Genomic DNA, 21131 nt, shown 5'->3' on the forward strand with positions numbered 1-21131 from the left:
CTGCACAACCTTTTTTTATAAAGTAAGAACTTTTGTCACACTGCGAGAAATTTCATGCGTATTAATTGTAGATTCTATTTGATTATTTTTCACGCATTTTATAAACTCTTCAACTTCATAGTACATAGTATTAAATTCATGTTTAATAGAAATATCCTCAGTTTGACCGTCTTTGTATTTAATAATAATTTTTTCCGGATCACTGATTTTATCGATTTCGATGACGCCATTCTCGCCCTGTATTTCATTTGGTGAATGGGAATCTGAAATTTTTGAGTACATAATAACAGCTTCAAATTCATCGTAATTTAAGATCATACTTCCTTGACCATCTGCACCAGTGGATAGTAAATAAGTATTTTTAAGTACAGATTTAGGTTCGCCGACTAGATGCACAATAGGCGCGATACAGTAAACCCCTAAGTCTGTTTTAGCGCCATTCCCCAGTTCGGGTTTAAAAGCATTTTCAATAATGCCATCCTTATATTTATCGTAACGCGAAGAATACTGGTTATAATGAAATACGAATCGTCGGAGTGGACCAATCTTAGCTAGGTTCTCTTTTAAGTTGAGAAATGTAGGTGTAACTGTTGATTTCATTGCTTCCATATAGGTTGTTTGATGGTCATTAGATGCTTTAATTACTTGATCCATTTCAATTAAGGAAGTGACAGCGGGTTTTTCGCAAAGAACGTGAATGCCATTATTCATAGCTAAAATACTTTGTTCTGCATGAAACGCATTGGGTGATGCAATATAAACGGCTTCAATATCACCGCTTTGAAACATTTCTATCATATCTGTATACACATGTTCGATATTATGTTTCTCTGCAAATGCTCTCCCTGTCTCCTCAGTCCTTGAATAGACTGCACCGACACTAAATTCGGGATGTTCTTTAGCTGCTGCCAGTAATCGATCTGTAATCCAATTCGTTCCGATAATTCCAAACTTCATAGAAATAGCCCCTTTTAGTTATATATGTTGATGTAAAGAATTTCATTAAAATCGCTACTGCGCTCGGGGATGCCTCACGCTCTAAGACGAGCAGCTTCGCTCAGTTTATATAGATGTTCATTTGTACAATATATAGTTGATAATAAGTAGTTCTTGCCCTATAAGGCGGATCTAGCCCTCAATGCCAAATGAAAACACTGTTTGTTTGTCATATAATTCATGGGCCTCTAAGATAACGGAAGGAAAGCCCTTGTGATGCAATGAGGCAGGGGAGGCTTGTGTTTCAAAACAGACACCTAAATAAGGTTTTGAATTACCTTCTGCTAGATTAAGTCCTTCATCGAGAGTATTCGATGTGTACATAACCACGCCTGGTTGGTTGGTCTTAATCGTCATCAGGCGGCCACTCGTTTCTTCTTTTACACGGATGTTTTGTTGTTGAGTTTGATTGAGAATAAAGTAATGATCATATCCATGATTAGCAACCCTATTTTGTGTTGATATGGAGTTAATGCCGTCAACAAGTTTTCTTCCAGTTCGGAAATCAAATGGCGTATTCACTACATTGATTTTTTTACCTGTTGGAATTAGTTCCGTATCAAGTTCAACAAAGTCATCACTCTCCATTGTAACATGATGGTTGTGGATCGTGGCGGCTAGATTTCCACTTAAGTTAAAATAGGAATGATTTGTCATAGTAAGCACAGTCGTTTTATCGGATGTTCCTGAATAATCAAGGATGAGCTCGTTATTATTAGTCAATGTATAGGTAACAGCAACTTCAATAGTACCAGGATATCCACCTTCACCATCTAAACTTTTATGGTTTAATTTCACGCCAACTGTATCATCTGACTGAAAGGGACTAGACTGCCAGATTACTTGATGAAATCCTTCGTCTGCTCCATGTAAATGATGGCCACCTTCATTTGCTGCCAATGAATATGGTTGATCTTGGATAGTAAATGAAGCATCTTGAATTCTTCCGGCAACGCGGCCGATTATCGCACCAAAAAAATTTGGGTTTTCTTCATAATCGGTATAATTTGTATAGCCAAGGACCACATTTTCTAGTTGATTATGCCTGTTTGGAACGCTTATGTCAGTGATGATACCACCGAAGTTCAAAAAACTTACTGTCATACCGTTATTATTTGTTAATGTATACAACTTCCACTTATTCAGTATATCTTGGGTCTCTATTTTCATCTGGCTAGCCACCTACCTATTTAATGTTTGGATGAATCGTTCACACTCACTTTGTACTTTAAAAACGCCTGCATCTCCAAGCACTTTGGCGAATTTAATCCCAAGTTCTTTTTCTAAAATGGACTCAATTTGCTCTAGGTTTGATAATTCTCCATAGTTAGCTTTCATTTGCTCTGCCCATTGTTGATGATAGGGGGCTACAGAAGTTGTTTGATCGAGTAAAAACTTCTTGATTTCAGCTAATTCATCTTTAAGACGAGCCGGTAAAACTGCCAGACCCATTACTTCAATAAGCCCAATATTTTCTTTTTTTATATGATGGACATCTGCATGGGGATGGAAAATCCCTAGTGGATGTTCTTCAGTTGTTCGATTGTTGCGTAAGACGAGATCGAGTTCAAACTTGTTAGCACGCATTCGGGCAATCGGTGTAATTGTATTATGTGGAGTTTCATTACTAAAGGCTCTGATATCCGCTTCCTCATCACTATAACTTTTCCATGTGGTAAGGACATGGTCAGCTGCTTGAATCAATGGCTCAATCTCATCGCTCTGCAAGCGAATGGTTGTTAACGGCCATTCCAGGACAGATGCAGTTATGTTTGGAAAGTTTTCTAACGTAAACGAAAGTGCAGTTGTTGCAGTTGTCATTGGAAAATTATAACTTCCTGCTTGATAATGATCATGATTCAAAATAGAGCCACCGACAATAGGTAAATCGGCATTTGAGCCAATAAAATAATGTGGGAATTTCTCTATAAAAGTAAGTAACCGTTTAAAAGTATCCTTACCAATTTTCATATCACGATGTTCTTCAGCAAGTAAAATACTATGTTCATTATAATAAACATAGGGTGAATATTGCAGATACCAATTTTCATTTACAAGTGGTACTTGAATGATACGATGATTTGCCCTAGCTGGATAACCTGTCCGGCCAGCGTATCCTTCGTTTTCGATACATAATAGACATTTTGGATAATCAACATCATGTTTCAATTCGCTTTCTCTCTTGATTTGTTCAGGGTCTTTCTCGGGTTTTGACATGTTAATGGTAATATCCATTTCACCATAGATTGTTGTAGCTTTAAAATGGATGTTTTTCTTGATGCGGTTCATCTGAATATAATTGCTGTTTTTACTTAATTCATAAAAATAATCTGTTGCGTTTTTTGGGGAGTTACTATATTTTTTCTGGAAAATTGCATTGATAACAGATGGCCTTTCCACAAAGCAATTCATGATTGTGGCTGAAAGTATTTCTTTGTCATCAAAAACATTGTCAATGACATTATTTTCGGTAGCATAGGCAATAATTTTGTCGAGTAGATTTGGAATTGAATCATCTGTTGTGCCTTCAGTTGTTGCAGGCATAGATTCGAGATGGAGCAGTGCAAGTACTTGATTCGTCACATAATTCTGATCAGCGGTATCGATTAGTCCCACTTCGATACCTTTTTGAAGGAGTCCTCTAATATCTGAGTAAATCATTTAGCTGTCACGTCCTTCTGGTAACCATTTGGGTTGTTGACATGCCAGTTCCAAGCATCTTGAATGATTTTTTCAATTGAAGTTCGCGTTGGCTGCCAACCTAAAAGAGTGGCAGCTTTATCAGAGCTTGCGATTAGGATACTAGGATCACCCGCACGACGTTTACCTGAATTCTCAGGGATTTCTTTACCTGTAACTGCTCGTGCTGTATCAATCATTTCTTTGACTGAAAATCCTTGATTACTGCCAAGATTGAAAATATCGCTTTCTCCATCATTTTTTAAATAATTAAGTGCTAGAAGATGCGCTTGAATAAGGTCTTCTACATGGACATAATCACGGATACATGTGCCATCGGGTGTATCATAATCTTCTCCGAAAATAGTGATATTTGAACGTTGTTCGAGTGCTGCTTGGAGAATGATTGGTACGAGATGTGTTTCAGGATGATGATCCTCGCCGATTTCTCCAGATTCCCGTGCACCTGCCACATTGAAGTAGCGTAAAGCAACATAGCGAATGCCATAGGCTTGTTCGCACCATTTCATCATTTTTTCCATCGTCAGTTTTGTTTCGCCATAAGTACTTGTCGGATTGGTTGGCATCTCTTCTGTGATTGGGACAGATTCTGGCTCCCCGTAAGTGGCTGCTGTTGATGAAAAGACAATTTTTTTGACATTAAACTCTGTCATCACTTGCAGTAATATTTGTGTGCCATAGACATTATTATCATAATACTCCAATGGATTTGCCATGGAATCACCGACAAGGGAATTCGCAGCAAAATGGACAACTGCATCAATAGGTTCATTAGTAAATACATTACGCATAAACTCGATGTCTCGACTATCACCTTCGTAAAATGTCGCATCAGGATGGATAGCTTCTCTGTGCCCAGTTTGTAGATTATCAATCACTACGACGTCCGTCTGTTGATCAATTAACTGATAAACCGCATGTGAACCGATATATCCAGCTCCACCTAGAACTAATACACTCATTTAGTACACTCCTTCAGTAAGTTCTCTTGCTCCGTCACCAATTGCAGCGGTGTAAAATGATGCCTCATAACCAATTTTTCCTCTATATATTTTATTTACATTGTTCTTGAAGCTATCAACTTTGTCTATTTCAACAATTGCAATTGCACAACCACCAAAACCTGCGCCTGTCATGCGGGCGCCCACAACGCCTGGTTGATCCCATGCTGCTTGGATAATCGTATCTAGTTCGATGCCTGTTACTTCATAATCCAGTTGAAGAGATTTATGTGACTCATTCATTAATTGCCCAAATGCCTCTAAATTGCCTTGTTGTAATTGCTGAAGAGCCTCAACAGTCCGTAGATTTTCATAGACAGCATGTTTTGCACGTTTTTGGTTTGTTTCATCAGTAATAAGGTGTTTGTGTTGTTCAAATTGTTCTTTCGTCAAGTCACCAAGCCCCTTAATTTGAAGATCTGTTTGCAAGTTCGTCAAAGCCTGTTCACATTGCACGCGACGTTCATTATATTTTGAACCAGCAAGTGTTCGTTGTTTATTGGTATTAATGATGATAATCACATGGTCAGCAAGCTCGATAGGGGCATAGTTGTAGGCTAAAGTTTGGCAGTTTAATAGGATGGCATGCCCTTTTTTACCTTTACCAATTGCAAACTGATCCATAATTCCACTGTTGACGCCGATATAATCATTTTCTACTTTTTGCCCAAGTTGAATCATCTTTACACGATCAATATTTAAATCAAATAGTCCTTCCAAAAGGACACCAGTGACCATTTCAATAGAAGCAGAAGAGGAGAGCCCGGCGCCGGTAGGAATGTCACCATAAAATAAGATATCCATTCCAGTCGTTATTTGGAGTCCGCTTTCCTTCATATAATGAATCATACCTTTGGGGAAGTTCGCCCAATCATGTGCTTCATTATAGTCTAAATCGGCAAGATCACATTCAATGGTCCCAATAGAGGGGAAGTTCAACGAGTAAAAACGTAACTTTTGATCATTGCGTTTTTGAGCAAGTGCGTACGTTCCAAATGAGATTGAGGCGGGGAATACATGGCCTCCATTATAATCCGTATGTTCACCAATTAGATTAATTCGTCCTGGTGCAAAAAACGTCCGTGGTGTTTCGGTAGAGTCGAAGATTGATCGGAATTTATTTGGCAGATCTGGATTAGTCAAAGGTGTTACCTCCCGAAGTTAATAAATTAATTTAATTAAGTATAGTGTACTATACTTTGAAAGACTATTCAATATAGTCCGCTATATGTTGAGGTTGGGATAAAGATGCGTATTCAATCAACTGAAAGGTTGAAAAATAGATTTCTTTCAAAACTGCTTCTGCGCTCTGGGATACCTTTGTTCGGTTTATAATCCGTATTCAATATCTAAGCTTATATAAAAAATGTTATAGCACGAAAATTGGTTAGTTGATTTCCGTCAAACTAGCGATTACTCTAGAAGAAAAAAAATGAAGTTAATCTATAATACGAATTAGGATCTATGAATAGTAGTGTGATTTTTTAAAATGTTAATACTCTTACGGATGAAGGGGAAAAGTGAATAATAGGTGGCTGCTTCTAATGATTTATTGCTACACGTGCAACGTGGTCAATTACTTAGTCTCGGAAAAACACCTTTAGCTATTTCAGCAATAGGAATTGTAATATAGAACTAGCTAGTATGGCTACTAAGACTTTAACAATAATTAATATCCCGAAAAAAGAAATAGGTAGAACACTAGCAGACCAATTAAGCTATCAAATCATTGGAAAGGCACATTATGACCGGATAGTTCAATATGATGTGGATTTAATAATAAGAGAGTCTTCCAAAAATACTTGACATTAAAGTATTTTTCAGTATATTCTTAATACTAGGAATGTATTTTTTTTGGGTTCAGGAGTTCGATTTGGTGAAAACTGGTTTTTATTTTGATATCTGGTAAAAGACAGTTAATGAAATGTGTACAATATACGCTATTCAACAGAAACAAGGTATAGTAGCGATGTTAGATGGAACAAACTTACCGGTTCATCAGATTTACGTGTTTAGCATTCTTTATCGTTTATCACAAACAATGATGACTAGGCTTGGCCGACTACAATTCATGTGTATTTATATAATAAGAATGATCTTTTTGTTTTTTAGCGAAATTCAAAACAAAGTTGGAACAATCGTTTTTAGTATTGAAATAACTTTGGGGGCCAGAATATTGGCCTCCTTTTCTATAGTAATAAGACTTCTCTTGCAATAACTTACATATAGAATCAGGGAAATAGTTTAATGAAAACGGAAGGTATGTATTTACGAATTCGTATATTAAATAATGTTAAAGTAATCGAAATAACGATAGTTGGAAATGGACAAGGGCAGTATATTATTAATTGTTCAGATATATATATCAAGTGGTTGGATTGATTTACATGTCCATGCGTTCCCATCATTCAATGCTTATGGCGATGATATCAATGAAATCAGAGTTAAGCAGGGAGTGACAATGATTGTTGAAGTAGGAAGATGTGGCACCGAACGAATTTCAGATTTAATTGCTAGAGGTGAATGAGGTATACAGAATATATCGGCTTTTTTATTGTTTCAGTAATTTCTTGCAGGTTGATGAATTATCAAATTAGAATGGATTAATCGAGCAGTGAGAAAGTATTCGGATCATATCTTCAAATTAAAGGTGCTGATGAGTAAAAGTGTAAATGGAGACAACGGGAATAAACCGTAAAAAATTGCTCGCAAACTTGCGAATGAAATGTCACTCCTATTAAAGTTACATATCGGTTCAGGACCAATAGCTATATTGATATTATGACGTTCTTAGAAAGCCACTTTAAGTAGTAATTGATGTAACCGAACGTGGTGTTTAATTGACGGTGGACATGGAGTGTATTAAAAGGATGAAGGACTAAGTAGTGATTTACTTTTATTTGATTTATTAAGATTTTCTATATTAATATTCTTCCGTATAGATTTAATAAAGCGAATAATATGAACCCTGGATCTAGTAATGAAACTTTTGGCTGAAATCGGTTCTATCTATAGTTGGGTTGAAGATGATTTAAAGGAGGAACTAATCGTATGAAATCTTTAAATGGTATCTTTAAAGCGATTTTTGAAATAGGAAAATGGCTTAGTAAAATGATGTATCTCCACCTCTTATGGGTTATATTCTCATTAATGGGTCTTGTGGTGTTTGGTGTTATGCCGGCGACGACAGCAATGTTTACGGTAATTCGTAAATGGATGGAAGATGATAACGATATTCCAGTATTTCAGACCTTCCTCGCATCGTATAAAACCCACTTTCTAAAATCCAATGCGTTAGGGACATTTTTAGTAGCTATTGGTATATTTTTATATATTGATATGAAAATTTCAAAGCAGCTAGTCCAATCTTTTTATTTACATATTATTTTATTGATTATTGGTTTCTTGTATTTAATTACTTTACTATACTTTTTCCCTGTATTTGTACGATATAAGCTTAAGTATTCTCAGAACTTTAAGCAATCGTTTTATATTGCATTGGCTAGACCATTTGAAACAATCGCAATGGTTATTAGTTTGATACTTCTCTATTATTTATTTAACTTTCTACCGATTCTCTTGATATTTGTAGGGTCTTCACTTATTGCGTATTCGCTTATGTGGTTCGCCTCTCAAGCATTCAAACAAATAGAAGGAAAGAAAGCAACCTAGAATATTTACAACTTTTTTGTACAGAAAGGAAGTTGAATATATGCATTGGCTTAAGAGGACAAAATCCCGATTATTATTTAAGTACATTGTGTCGTATTTATTAGTTTTCCTCATTCCTTTCATGTTAATGAGTGCATTTATTTATTATAGTTCGGTTTACAATTTACGAGAGGAAATCGAACAATCTAATATTAATAAATTGAAACAAGTAGAAAACATTACAAACGAACGGATAAAGGAGCTAGAAAAAATTGCGACAAATATAGCCTATGATCCCCGCTTGACACCGTACATGATGAAACATAATTATTACAGTGGAGAGGCAATTGAAGAGTTGAAAAAATATAAGTCAAACAGTTCAATTATTGAAGATTTGTTTGTTTATTACCATGAAAATGACCATATATATACCTTAAGTGGCTCCTTTTCGCTGGATACATTTACACAGAGAATGTATAAATTCGATAAAGAAGAACAAGAGAGCTTGATAAATGATTTATATATTACAAAGCCAATGTTAAAGACTGTTGGGAACGTAACGCTGAATAATGGTACGCAAGATCGTATAATTGCTTTCCTATACCCAATAGTTCCAAATAGTCTTTACCCTTACGGAACCGTTATGTATTTTATCAAAGAAAAGGTCCTGACAGATCTCACTCAAAACATATTAGGTAACTTTCAAGGAAATACGTATATTTTTGACGAGAATAATCAGAAGGTTGCATCTAGTATTAATGTACAGGAGATTAGTGAGGGGAATTTAAATTTAACAACTATTAATGATCAAGAGATAAGGAATGTAGAGATAAATGGAAAAGAGTACTCTCTCGTTTCTGTCAAATCAGAAATTAGTGGATGGACATTTATAACACTGATGGATACAGATCAGTTTCTTGAACGGGTTTTCCATATGCGAACATTTATCATCACAATTTTGATTTTCCTCCTTTTTGTTGGTATTATAATAGCTGTTTTATTTGGGAGTAAACAATATAAACCAATTCGAAAGTTATTTGAACTAACACAAAAAAGCGACAAACAAAATGTGGAAATTATGGAGTTAAATGAATTCGAGAACATCGGAAATACAATTGCAAAGGCATTCCTAACGCATCAGAGTTTGAATGAAACAATCTTTTTACAAAAACCATTTGCAAAAGAGCAACTACTTATTAATTTACTGAAAGGTGATTTAAGGGATAACAAAGAAATAGATTCATTAATGCATGCGCTAAATGTTGTAATGAGGGATGATTGTTATTTTGTTACAATTGTATATTTCGATAAAATGAAAGAAAAAGAGAATTTTCTACAGCTATTATCGAAACTAACAATACAGGATGCCGCAGTACATGGAGTTGATTTGATTTATAATGATGCATTGGCATTAATTATAAGTATGAACCAAGATCCAAATAAAGCTGTCAATCAACGCCGAATACTTGTCTCACAAATCCAACAGTATATACAGGAAACTACTGTAATTAACCCTACTGTTGCAGTAGGGAAAATGTATGAGGAAAAAAGCTATATTAATCGATCTTATATTGAAGCACTTGCGGCAATAGAATATAAGTTTGCAGTACCACAGGGGAGTATCATTTATTTTGAGGAAATAAGTTCCCAGTCAGAACGGGGGTTGGGGTATCCAGTAGAAGACCAAATAAAGCTTGCCCAAAGTCTGAAGCAAGGGGATCATATAGTTGCAACAGAAACACTGCGCGACATGTTTACAAGACTTGCGAAAGAGGAATTGTCCATACAAGTTTTAAAATGTATCTGTTTTGATATTATCAATACGGTAATGAAAACGGCTTCTGAAATGGAATTAACGAAGTATATAGACGACTTCAATAGCATTGTAGATTTTAATTCTATAAAACAATTAGAAGAACAGCTTTGCGAAGTAGCCATAAAAATATGTAAAAAGGTTGAGAGTAAGAAGAGGTCAAATAATGAGGAATTGCGAAATGATGTTCTTGAATACATTAAAGTGAAATATAAAATGTTCGATTTAAGTCTGGAAAGCATAGCAATAAATTTTCATCTTACCTTACCTTATCTTAGCCGATTTATTAAAGATCAAACTGGTAGCACTTTTACGGAGTATGTATTGAAACTGCGCATGGAAGATGTAAAGAGAAAATTAAAGGACACGGATTGGCCAATTAAGAAAATTGTTCTCGATGTTGGCTACAAGGATGTATCAAATTTCACACGGAAATTCAGGGAGAGGGAAGGAATCCCACCTGGTGAATATCGTAAATTGAATAGAAAGTAATCAAATAACTCTAAAGTCCTTCGTATTGTGTGAGGGCTTTTTTTTTCGTTAATTTAAATGTAGGTTTAAGAACGGATTGGCAGTATGTGCTTCAGTTTCACTCTAAACATGACCTAAATCCTTATGTATTAAATCGACATATGAATATAAAATCGACATATCCATTTCATTATCAATCCATGTCTCGCAAGTCTGAATTGCGTTACTACTCATCGCGGAAACAAGAATTAATAAAATCAACATATTGCTTACAAATTACATAACGAGCTAAGATGATGGTAGTTTCACATTAATGGATAAAGGAGGATATTTGAATGAGCATGAGTACAGCTACCCAACAAAAGGAAGCAAAATCAAAAAAAAAGCTTGGATCAAGTAAAATCCTACAGAATTGGCAATTATACATATTTATATTGCCAGCATTTTTATACTTTTTGATATTTCACTACATTCCAATGTATGGGGTGCAAATCGCATTTAAAGACTTTATTCCATCATTGGGTATATGGGGTAGTGAATGGGTAGGTTTCGAACATTTTATCCGATTTTTCGAGTCATATTATTTTTGGGATTTAATTAAGAATACATTAGGAATTAGCGTTTATGAGTTGATTGTAGGTTTCCCGTTACCAATTATTTTGGCACTAGCAATAAACGAAGCAAAAGATGGTTTATATAAAAGAACTGTGCAAACGGTTACATATGCACCACACTTTATATCAATAGTCGTAATGACAGGGATGGTCATTGCATTCCTTGCCCCAACAACAGGCATAATAAATCATGCTATTCAATTACTTGGTTTTGAACCTATTTCTTTTATGACGGATCCAAAATGGTTTAAGACGGTCTATGTATTTTCGGGAGTATGGCAAAATGCAGGTTGGGGAACAATTATTTACTTGGCTGCTTTAGCCGGTGTTGATACACAGCAACATGAGGCGGCCATTGTAGATGGAGCTTCACGTTTACAACGAATATGGTATATAAACATTCCGGGGATATTCCCAACAATGGTTATTCTATTAATATTGAACGTCGGGAATATGTTAGCAATTGGCTTCGAGAAAATTTTATTATTACAAAATCCGCTTAACCTCGAATCCTCGAACGTTATCGCTACATTTGTTTATCAAGCTGGATTATTAGATGGCCAATATAGTTTTGCTTCTGCAGTTGGATTGTTCAATGCAGTTATTAATGCTATTTTACTCATTAGTGTAAACCAAATTGCGAAAAAAACGAGTGAAACAAGTCTATGGTGAGGAGGTAAGAATATGGGGGCAGTAATAAAAGAAACAAATAAAGACAAATTGTTCAATGTTTTTAACTATATTTTTCTTACACTGGCAGCGGTAGTAGTGTTGTATCCCTTGCTTTATATTGTTAGTGCATCAATAAGTGATCCCGCAGCTGTAAACTCAGGAACGATGTGGCTACTTCCTAAAGGGATAACATTTGACGGATACAAGTTAATTTTTGAAAATAGTGATATTTGGAGGGGATATCTTAATACTATTTTTTATACCGTACTCGGTACATTTATAAACTTAGCCATTACAATTCCAGCTGCTTATGCATTATCACGTAGAGATCTTGCAGGTAGAAATCTATTCATGGGTATGTTTGTTCTGACAATGTTTTTTGGTGGTGGATTGATTCCAACTTATTTAGTTGTTAAAAATTTAGGGCTTATTGATACAATTTGGGCGATGCTTTTACCTAATGCCGCTGCGGTTTATAATATAATAATTGCTCGTGTATTTTTCGAAGTTACGATTCCAAAAGAATTGGAAGAATCGGCAACTATTGATGGAGCCACCAATTTTAAAATGTTTTTTAAAGTTATACTACCATTATCGGCTCCAATAATAGCGGTTATGGCACTATTCTATGGGGTAGCACATTGGAATGGCTATTTCAACGCCTTAATCTATTTATCAGACAGAAATCTTTATCCGCTACAATTAGTATTAAGAGAAATACTGGTATTACAGGAAATGTCATCACAGAATATAAATATGTCAAGTAGTATGGCTGAGGTACTTCATAGTAAGCAACAACTAGCCTCTATTATCAAATATGGAGTTATGATTGTGTCTACCCTACCTATTATCATTATGTATCCATTTATGCAACGTCACTTCGTTAAAGGGGTCATGATTGGATCACTTAAAGGCTAGTTAAGATGAACGCATAAACATAGATGATATTTAGGGGGTGATGCGTATAAGGATTGAAGCAATTCTTGGGAAATAATAGTAGTTAAAAAAGGAGAATGGAGCATGAAAAAAACAATTACGTTACTTTTTGTAGCTATATTAACTATATTGATTATGGTAGCTTGCTCATCAGATAAAGGGGAAAAGGATAAAGATGCATCCAAAAGTACAAATGTTGAAGTAAATAAAACAGGATTTCCAATTGTTGAGGAAAAAATAAAGTTATCTATGATTGCACCAGGTATTGGCCTAGCTGAATGGAAAGACATGGCTACATTACAAGAATATGAGGAAATGACGAATATCTCTTTTGATTATGAAACACCTCCAATGAGCGACTTTAAAACAAAATTAAATTTGGCATTTGCTAGTGGAGGAATAGCAGATATTATATATGCAGCTGGAACAAATAATTTAACACCAGCTATGGAAACTGACTATGGAGAACAAGGGGTTTTATTACCTTTAGAAGACCTTATAGAAGAGTATGCTCCTAATCTGAAAAAAGTACTTGAAGAAAGACCGGATGTGAAAAAGTCTATTACTACAATCGATGGACATATTTATTCATTACCAGTGATTTCTAGTGGGCCAACATCTATCTGGTATAAAGGACCAATGTGGTATAACGGTAAATGGCTAAAAGCGTTGAATGTTAAAGAGTTACCGAAAACTACAGATGAGTTTTATGATCTATTAAAACGATTCAAAAACGAAGATCCCAATGGAAATGGAAAAGCAGATGAAATTCCATTGCTTGATGTAAAAATGGATGGCACTCGTGCATGGTTTCTAGGTGCTTTTGGCATGAAAGAACAGGGGATTGAAGAAATTAATGGTAAAGTACGATATGCGCCGAAACTTCCGGAATATAAAGAGTATCTAACGTATATGAATAAGCTTTATGAGGAAAAACTATTAGACCCAGAGACATTCTCCCAATCCGATGAACAGAAAAAAGCAAAAGGACAAGCTAATAGAGTTGGGATATTCCCAGATTACTTTTCATTCTTTACAACAGGAGAAAAGGAAGAAGATGCAATGACTAATCCCATGTTTCAACCGTTAACTAGCCCCTTTTCGGATAAACCATTGGTACCACGCAGTCCGGGAATCAAAAGAGGGGCTTTCTCGATCTCAAGTGGGAATCAAAATCCAGAGGCTTCTATACGATGGATTGACTATTTCTATTCACCAGAGGGCTATGCATTTTTAAATATGGGTCCTAAGGGGGCACTTTGGGAATGGGCTGACGAAGAAGGAGGGGCTATAGTAAATCTTGATCCGCCAGAGGGCTATGAATCCTCAGAGGAATACCGTGGGACATTAACACCTGATTACGGAATTCCCGCACCTTCTTTAAGTGGTCCAGTAGAAGGGAAGAAGATATCAGAATTTGATAAGTTTATCGAGTCTGAAACTAATGGGAAAATCGATCCATTTGCAGAAGTACCTTTTCCACTTGTGTACTTAACGTCAGAAGAGCAGAAACAAGTTAACACAATTGAAATAGACCTACAATCGTATATTCAGCAAATGGAAGCAAAATTCATCACAGGTGTTGAGCCATTATCTAATTGGGATAAATATGTAAAAACAATCGAAGATATGAATATTGACAAGTACATTGAAATCTACCAGGTAGCTTATGATCGTTGGGCAGCAAGTTAAGTGAATTGATATAACTTGTAGTTCAAAGAGATGGAAAAGGTTAAAGTTTTCCTTTAGGAAAGGATTGAATATGACCAACTTCCAAATAAATAACAAAGCAAAGAATTAATCTGTTACCGAATTTTGAATAACGAGATATGGCCAGATTTAGATTGTCTGAATGAGGGGTTATTTTTGATGAAACCAAGTGCTGGCTGTTACTCATCTACACTGACATTGTAGATGAGTAGAGCGTTTGGGAATTTTGATTCGTAAGATTGGGAAAATAGGAAGTCCAAGGAGGAAAAAAATGATGGAAAAATTAAAACTGGGTATAGTTGGTTGTGGCGGAATTGCAAATGGGAAGCACCTCCCAAGCTTAAGTAAACTAAAGAACGTTGAACTTGTTGCATTTTGTGATATAGAACTAGATAAGGCTGAAAAAGCAGTTAAACAATATGGGACTGAAAATGCTAAGGTTTATGAGAATTATCAAGAATTATTAAAAGATGATTCAATTGATGTTATTCATGTTTTAACTCCAAATATCTCTCATGCAGAAATTTCAATTGCTTCAATGGAAGCAGGGAAGCACGTTTTATGTGAAAAACCAATGGCTAAAACATCTGAAGAAGCGCGACGAATGGTTGAAGTAGCTAAACGAACTGGTAAAAAGCTCACAATTGGTTATGACAATCGCTTTAGGCCTGATAGTCAGAGCTTGCATAAAATTACAAGACGTGGTGACCTAGGAGACATTTACTTTGCCAAAGCACATGCAATTCGTAGACGTGCTGTGCCGACTTGGGGAGTGTTCCTCGATGAGGAGAAGCAAGGTGGCGGTCCGCTAATTGATATTGGGACACATGCACTTGATCTAACATTATGGATGATGGATAATTATAAGCCGAAATCTGTAATGGGTAATGTTTATCATGTATTGGGTAAAAACGAAAATGCTGCAAATGCTTGGGGACCTTGGGATCCTGAAAAATTCAAAGTTGAAGACTCTGCATTTGGCTTTATTACAATGGAAAATGGTGCAACAATTACCTTAGAAGCAAGTTGGGCATTAAATACACTTGATGTTGATGAAGCTAAATGTTCCCTAAGTGGTTCAAAAGGTGGGGCAGATATGAAAAATGGTCTGCGTATTAATGGAGAAGACATGGGCAACTTGTATACTAGAAATGTAGAATTAGGTGCAGGTGGTGTTGCTTATTATGACGGCGCATCAGAAAGCAATGCCGATCTTGAAGCGCGTTTATGGATTGACTGCATTATTAATGACACAGAACCAACTGTTAAACCAGAAGAAGCTTTTGTTGTGACGCAAATTTTAGAAGCAATTTATGAGTCTGCTAAAACTGGTAAAGCTGTTTATTTCGACTAATAAGTATCTGTATTAAAATGGCGAGATTTGAAAGCGAGTACATTTAGCTTATGAAGTATTTATGTTTTAAATATAAAATATAGAAAAGTGAGTGATAAAAATGATTAAAGTAGCCTTATTAAGTAGATGGCATGTACACGCTGATGACTATGCTGGTAATGTTAAAGAAAACGACAACATGTCGATTGAAGTTGTTTGGGATGAAGAAGTCGAACGGGGAGAAGGCTGGGCAAATGAGCTAAATGTTCCATTTGAACAAGACTTGGAAGTTGTTTTAGCTAATCCAGATATTGATGCAGTCATCGTAAATACACCAACAAATATGCACAAAGAAGTTATCATTGCTGCAGCGAAACATAAAAAACATATTTTCACTGAAAAGGTTTTAGCATTTACGGTTCAGGACGCTGAAGAGATATATGCAGCCGTTCAAGAAGCTGGCGTCAAGCTAATGGTTTCTTTACCGAGACTAACTGATAATAACTTCCTATATGCTGAGAAATCAATTAATGAAGGTTGGATAGGAAAAGTTACAATGGTTCGTTGTCGTTTCGCTCATAACGGTGGCGTAGCGCCAGAAGGACAAGAAAATGGATGGTTGCCTGCACGTTTCTATGATAAGAAACAAACTGGTGGGGGAGCTATGATTGACCTTGGCGCACATCCAATCTATTTGACGAATCGCTTAGCTGGAAAAGCAGCAGGTGTTTATGCACGTCTTCATAAAGCAAACAGTACAACTGTAGATGATAATTCTGCACTATTAGTAGATTATGAGTCGGGAGCACTTGGTATTATTGAAACAAGTTTTGTGTCAAATGGCAGCCCGTTCCAGTTGGAGTTATATGGAACGGAAGGGACGTTACGTATTAGTGATGATAAAATTCACATTAATAGTGCCAATATAAAATCACAAGACTTAACAGAAGTATTACCGGCATTACCAATGCCAATGGTGCAGTGGGTTAATGCGATTAAAACAGGGGCACCGCCAACGATTACCAAAGAAGATGTCATTAATTTAACACTAATTAATGAAGCGGCAGTGAAATCTCATGATGAAGGACGTCGGATTGAGTTGTAATGCATTTCAAGTGAAATATTGAACTGTTATGTGGAACTGAAAATAGCTAATTATATAATTGAAACAAGAAAAAATAGTATGTTAAGAATTAGGGAGTATGACCAGCAAAATTAGTTATAAACTAAGTTTATAAAACCTTGCTGATCATCTCTCTTTTTTATTTTATTTACATTTTCAAGGGAGTAGATTATATGTTGAAAGTTGGAGTTATTGGGGTAGGTTCAATATCGGAGATGCATCTTACACCGTATTCTCAAAATAAGGAAGTAGAGTTAGTCGCATTATGTGATATTCATGAAGAGCGCTTAGTTGAGAAAGGTAAGTTATTTGGTGTTAGCCAGTTATACACTAATTATCAGGAACTATTAAATAATCAGGGAATTGACGCTGTAAGTATTTGTACGTGGAACAACACGCATGCGGAAATTGCTATTACTGCGCTCGAAGCTGGTAAACACGTCTTAGTTGAAAAACCATTAAGTATGACTGTCGAAGAAGCATTTGCAGTTGAGGCTGCAGCTAAAAAGTCTGGAAAAACTGTACAAGTTGGTTTTGTCAGACGACATGCAGATAATGTGAAAATTTTAAAGGCATTTATCGATAATGATGAGCTTGGTGAAATATATTATGCAAAAGCATCATACTTGAGACGATTGGGAAATCCAGGTGGTTGGTTTAGTGATCAAACAAAATCAGGCGGCGGTCCGTTGATAGACCTGGGCGTTCATGTAGTTGATATTATGTGGTATTTAATGGGGAAACCGCGACCCGTTTCAGTAAGTGGAAATACATACCATAGGCTTGGCAATCGTAGTCATATTGAAAATCTATCATCTTATCAAGCAGCAGACTATAATCCAACATTAAATGATGTAGAAGATCTAACAAATGCACTCATCCGTTTTGAAAATGGAGCATCACTTTTTGTTGATGTTAGTTTTACACTACACGCTAAGGAGGATGAAACGTCGGTTAAACTATATGGAGACAAGGGCGGGGCTGAAATTGAGCCTGCATTAGCACTTGTTTTGGAGAAGAATAATACAATCTTGAATGTTACTCCTCAAATTGACAATTTAGGTTTTGACTTTGTAAAATCATTCGCAAATGAAATCAATCATTTTGTAGAATGCTGTCAATCTGGCCATGAAACAATTGCACCTATAGCTGATGGTGTCGAAGTAATGAAAATGCTTAATGCAATTTATGAATCCGCAAAAATAGGTAAAGAAGTTTATTTATAAGGGGACTTTAGTAATAAAGTAGGAGGCTCTTTAAATTGATGAAAATGATATTTAGTAGATTTGACAGGATCGACTTTAGAACGACTTTAGAAAATGTAAGTGTTTTGGAGTCTGCTGAACAATTAAGAGAAAATGAAAATGGCGAAGCGATTATCGTCCTAGCAGCTACAGTTGAAAACTTGCAAGCAGTAAAGAATCATGCACACCAAGTTTATATTCCATCAAATCTGATAACAACCAACAATCAAAATCTGGATTCGAGTGTTTATTTTGATTTAGAAAACTATCCATTTTACCAAAAGGCGAAAGAGATTATTAGTAAAGAAGATAAACGTAAAGGTGTTTTTCGCTTTAGACGCACTGTGAAGCATGTTGAAGATGTTTCATTACTTGCGGGAGATTTATATGTGTTATCAGCACTTTTAGGTGAGCCACAAGATGTTCATGTAAAACGGACTGATCAAACTGTGACCCCGGCTTATATCATTATTATGTTGTATTTCGGTAGCGGAACAATGGCTCATATTGAGTATACGGTTACTGATCAGGAACGAATTGAGTTTGAATGGAGTGGGATTAATACTATTATTGAATTTGACAGTGATGAAATGAGACCAGTCCGACCTGGAAGTAAGACGGCATTGCCGTTAACCTATTCAGTTGATTCCATTTTAGCTACAGCATACAAAGTTGATCAGGCGCTTATTGATCGAATGAATCATCTTGGATTGCTTGTCGATGGAGGTGCAACTAAATGAAAATAGGTATGATGAGTTTCGCACATATGCACGCATATAGTTATGCAGAGGGGTTAAAGAACATACCCAATGTTGAATTAGTTGGTATCTATGATGATAACGTTGAAAGAGGACAAGAAGTCGCGGTGAACTATAATACAATACATTACAGTGATCAAGCAGACTTCTTAGCACAAGAAATGGATGCCGTCATTATTTGCAGTGAAAACAATCGACATAAAGAAATGGTTTTGAACGCAGCAAAGGCAAAGAAACATATCTTGTGTGAAAAGCCAATTGCAACCAATCTTGATGATGCTACAGAAATGATTCAAGTTTGCGAAGACAATAATGTTACTTTACAAATCGCTTACCCAGTAAGATTTAGCTCACCAATTAGAGAATTGAAAGAGATGATAGATAAAGGGGAACTCGGTGATATTGTCGCATTTCGTTCAACAAACCGTGGCCAAAATCCTGGAGGCTGGTTTATTGATGAAGAGCAATCAGGTGGTGGGGCTGTACTCGACCATACTGTTCATATGCTTGATATTATGCGTTGGTATTTAAATGAAGAAGTAACCGAGGTAAGAGCGTTTGTCGATTCTTATTTTCATGATGTTGACATTGATGATGCAGGGATTCTTACGTTTGAATTTAACAATGGTGTGATAGCTTCCCATGATGCCAGTTGGTCACGCTTTACTGAATACCCAACATGGGGTGACGCAACAATTGAAGTGATTGGAACGAAACAAACAGTAAAAGTTGACGCGTTTAAAGAGCACTTTAGAATGTTTGGTAGTGGTAGCAAGTCTTTGGAGCACGTGTTTTTTGGAAATGATATGGACTATGGTTTGATTCTTGATTTCGTAAACTGTGTGAAAGAAGGCAGGGAACCCTCCATTACCGGCTATGATGGACTCAAATCACTCGAAGTGTCGCTAGCAGCATATCAATCAAGTGAATTGAAAAGGGCTATTAAGTTATAAGTAACAGGATATAACTAATGAGTAAATGTGGAATTTGAAGGAGGAGAAAGTAATGGGGAAGTTAGGATTACAATTGTATTCAATTAAAGATGCAGCTGAACAAGATTTACTTGGTGTACTTGAGCAAGTTGCTAATATGGGGTATGAAGGTGCTCAATTTGCAGGTTTCTTTGACCATACAGCAAAAGATGTAAAAGCTAAAATGGATGAAGTAGGAATCAAGGCAGCAGGTGCACATATTCAAATTGAGGAATTACAAGATGATGTTGATGGTTTACTACGTTATCATGAAGGTATAGATAATCGTCTACTGATTTGTCCATATCTACCAGAAAACATGCGGACAACTGAGGATGATTATAAACGGACAGCTGAATTATTTAATAATTTGGGTGAGAAAGTAGCTAAAGCAGGTTTTTCATTTGGCTATCATAATCACGCATTTGAATTTGATTTATTTAATGGGAAATCAGGTTTTGAACTATTATATGAAAATACGAATCCGCAATATGTGAAAATGGAGTTAGATTGTTTTTGGGCTGCACATGCTGGGAACAGTCCAGTTGAAATAATAAAAAAGTATGCAGATCGCTGTGTTTCGTTACATATTAAAGATCTAAAGCTTGTTAATAGTAAGCCTGTTTCAACTGAAATTGGTACAGGAACACTTGATATTGCCCAGTTTTTAGAAGCGGGTAGAGAACATAAAGTTGACTGGTTTGTTATTGAACAAGAAGACTTTACAGGTGACCCAGTAGAAAGTGCAGCACAAAATGCTAAAGAACTAAGGAGAATTAGTGAAAAATCATAAATGTGAAGAAAGGTTATGCAAGTATAACGATACTCCGACCATTTTTCTATATGGAGATCAATTTAGCTCCATGAAAAAGTCTGTTGCTTTAAGGAAATGAATAACTCTATTATAGCTGATAATAAAAGAGTCTAAACGAAGAATAGGTTGTTGAAAATAATATTGAATGTATCTTATATGAACGATATCAAACTGATCAAATAAATTGATAAATAGTGTGCATTGACTATGCTCGACTACTTCAATAAAATTGTTTTGGTTTTCTATTGGACATAAAAATATAGATTTTAAAAACTGAATATATAGAATTGCTAATTTCGTAATTAGTATAATAATCTGGAGGAT

General features: G+C 35.8%; 17 protein-coding genes. 12 read left to right on the forward strand and 5 right to left on the reverse strand.

Annotated features, from left to right (window positions below):
* Positions 1-15 precede the first annotated feature (15 nt).
* The 5 genes from H7992_RS11205 to H7992_RS11225 form a co-directional block, all read right to left on the reverse strand.
* Complete coding sequence (locus H7992_RS11205) at positions 16-957, reverse strand: Gfo/Idh/MocA family protein (RefSeq protein WP_187047585.1); 942 nt, start codon at positions 955-957, stop codon at positions 16-18.
* Between the two features lie 171 nt (positions 958-1128).
* Positions 1129-2166: an aldose epimerase family protein gene (locus H7992_RS11210; protein WP_187047586.1), complete on the reverse strand. Its 1038-nt coding sequence runs from the start codon at positions 2164-2166 to the stop codon at positions 1129-1131.
* Positions 2167-2178: 12 nt separating this feature from the next.
* Positions 2179-3657, reverse strand: coding sequence for a UDP-glucose--hexose-1-phosphate uridylyltransferase (gene galT / locus H7992_RS11215; protein ID WP_187047587.1), 1479 nt, complete (start codon positions 3655-3657; stop codon positions 2179-2181).
* Positions 3654-4658: a UDP-glucose 4-epimerase GalE gene (galE, locus tag H7992_RS11220; protein ID WP_187047588.1), complete on the reverse strand. Its 1005-nt coding sequence runs from the start codon at positions 4656-4658 to the stop codon at positions 3654-3656. Before galE ends, galT begins: the two co-directional genes overlap by 4 nt.
* Positions 4659-5840: a galactokinase gene (locus tag H7992_RS11225; protein ID WP_187047589.1), complete on the reverse strand. Its 1182-nt coding sequence runs from the start codon at positions 5838-5840 to the stop codon at positions 4659-4661. It abuts the gene before it with no gap.
* Between the two features lie 1180 nt (positions 5841-7020).
* On the opposite strand from H7992_RS11225, the gene H7992_RS11230 reads away from it, so the two are divergent.
* The 12 genes from H7992_RS11230 (at position 7021) to H7992_RS11285 (ending at position 20786) form a co-directional block, all read left to right on the forward strand.
* Positions 7021-7224, forward strand: a complete 204-nt coding sequence (locus tag H7992_RS11230; RefSeq protein WP_187047590.1) for a hypothetical protein — start codon at positions 7021-7023, stop codon at positions 7222-7224.
* Positions 7225-7748: 524 nt separating this feature from the next.
* Entirely contained in the window at positions 7749-8369 is a 621-nt protein-coding gene (locus tag H7992_RS11235) for a YesL family protein (protein ID WP_187047591.1), read from the forward strand.
* A gap of 40 nt (positions 8370-8409) precedes the next feature.
* Positions 8410-10653: a helix-turn-helix domain-containing protein gene (locus H7992_RS11240; protein ID WP_187047592.1), complete on the forward strand. Its 2244-nt coding sequence runs from the start codon at positions 8410-8412 to the stop codon at positions 10651-10653.
* Between the two features lie 320 nt (positions 10654-10973).
* Positions 10974-11918, forward strand: coding sequence for an ABC transporter permease (locus tag H7992_RS11245; RefSeq protein ID WP_255428686.1), 945 nt, complete (start codon positions 10974-10976; stop codon positions 11916-11918).
* Positions 11919-11930: 12 nt separating this feature from the next.
* A complete protein-coding gene (locus H7992_RS11250; RefSeq protein WP_187047594.1) occupies positions 11931-12836 on the forward strand; it encodes a carbohydrate ABC transporter permease in 906 nt (301 codons plus the stop codon).
* 102 nt (positions 12837-12938) lie between these two features.
* The gene (locus tag H7992_RS11255; protein WP_187047595.1) at positions 12939-14546 is read left to right on the forward strand and encodes an extracellular solute-binding protein; all 1608 of its coding nucleotides are present in this window, start codon (positions 12939-12941) and stop codon (positions 14544-14546) included.
* Between the two features lie 289 nt (positions 14547-14835).
* Positions 14836-15918: a Gfo/Idh/MocA family protein gene (locus tag H7992_RS11260; RefSeq protein WP_187047596.1), complete on the forward strand. Its 1083-nt coding sequence runs from the start codon at positions 14836-14838 to the stop codon at positions 15916-15918.
* Positions 15919-16018: 100 nt separating this feature from the next.
* Positions 16019-17002 carry a Gfo/Idh/MocA family protein gene (locus tag H7992_RS11265; RefSeq protein WP_187047597.1) on the forward strand — a complete coding sequence of 328 codons (984 nt, stop codon included), beginning with the start codon at positions 16019-16021 and terminating at the stop codon, positions 17000-17002.
* Positions 17003-17193: 191 nt separating this feature from the next.
* Positions 17194-18246, forward strand: coding sequence for a Gfo/Idh/MocA family protein (locus H7992_RS11270; RefSeq protein ID WP_187047598.1), 1053 nt, complete (start codon positions 17194-17196; stop codon positions 18244-18246).
* Between the two features lie 35 nt (positions 18247-18281).
* Positions 18282-19004, forward strand: a complete 723-nt coding sequence (locus H7992_RS11275) for a hypothetical protein (RefSeq protein ID WP_187047599.1) — start codon at positions 18282-18284, stop codon at positions 19002-19004.
* Positions 19001-19975 carry a Gfo/Idh/MocA family protein gene (locus tag H7992_RS11280; protein WP_187047600.1) on the forward strand — a complete coding sequence of 325 codons (975 nt, stop codon included), beginning with the start codon at positions 19001-19003 and terminating at the stop codon, positions 19973-19975. The genes H7992_RS11275 and H7992_RS11280 overlap by 4 nt, the downstream gene beginning before the upstream one ends.
* 52 nt (positions 19976-20027) lie before the next feature.
* Entirely contained in the window at positions 20028-20786 is a 759-nt protein-coding gene (locus tag H7992_RS11285; protein ID WP_187047601.1) for a sugar phosphate isomerase/epimerase family protein, read from the forward strand.
* The last annotated feature ends 345 nt before the right edge of the window (positions 20787-21131 follow it).

The sequence above is a fragment of the Sporosarcina sp. resist genome, from assembly GCF_014302295.1.
GTDB classification, from domain to species: Bacteria; Bacillota; Bacilli; order Bacillales_A; family Planococcaceae; genus Sporosarcina; species Sporosarcina psychrophila.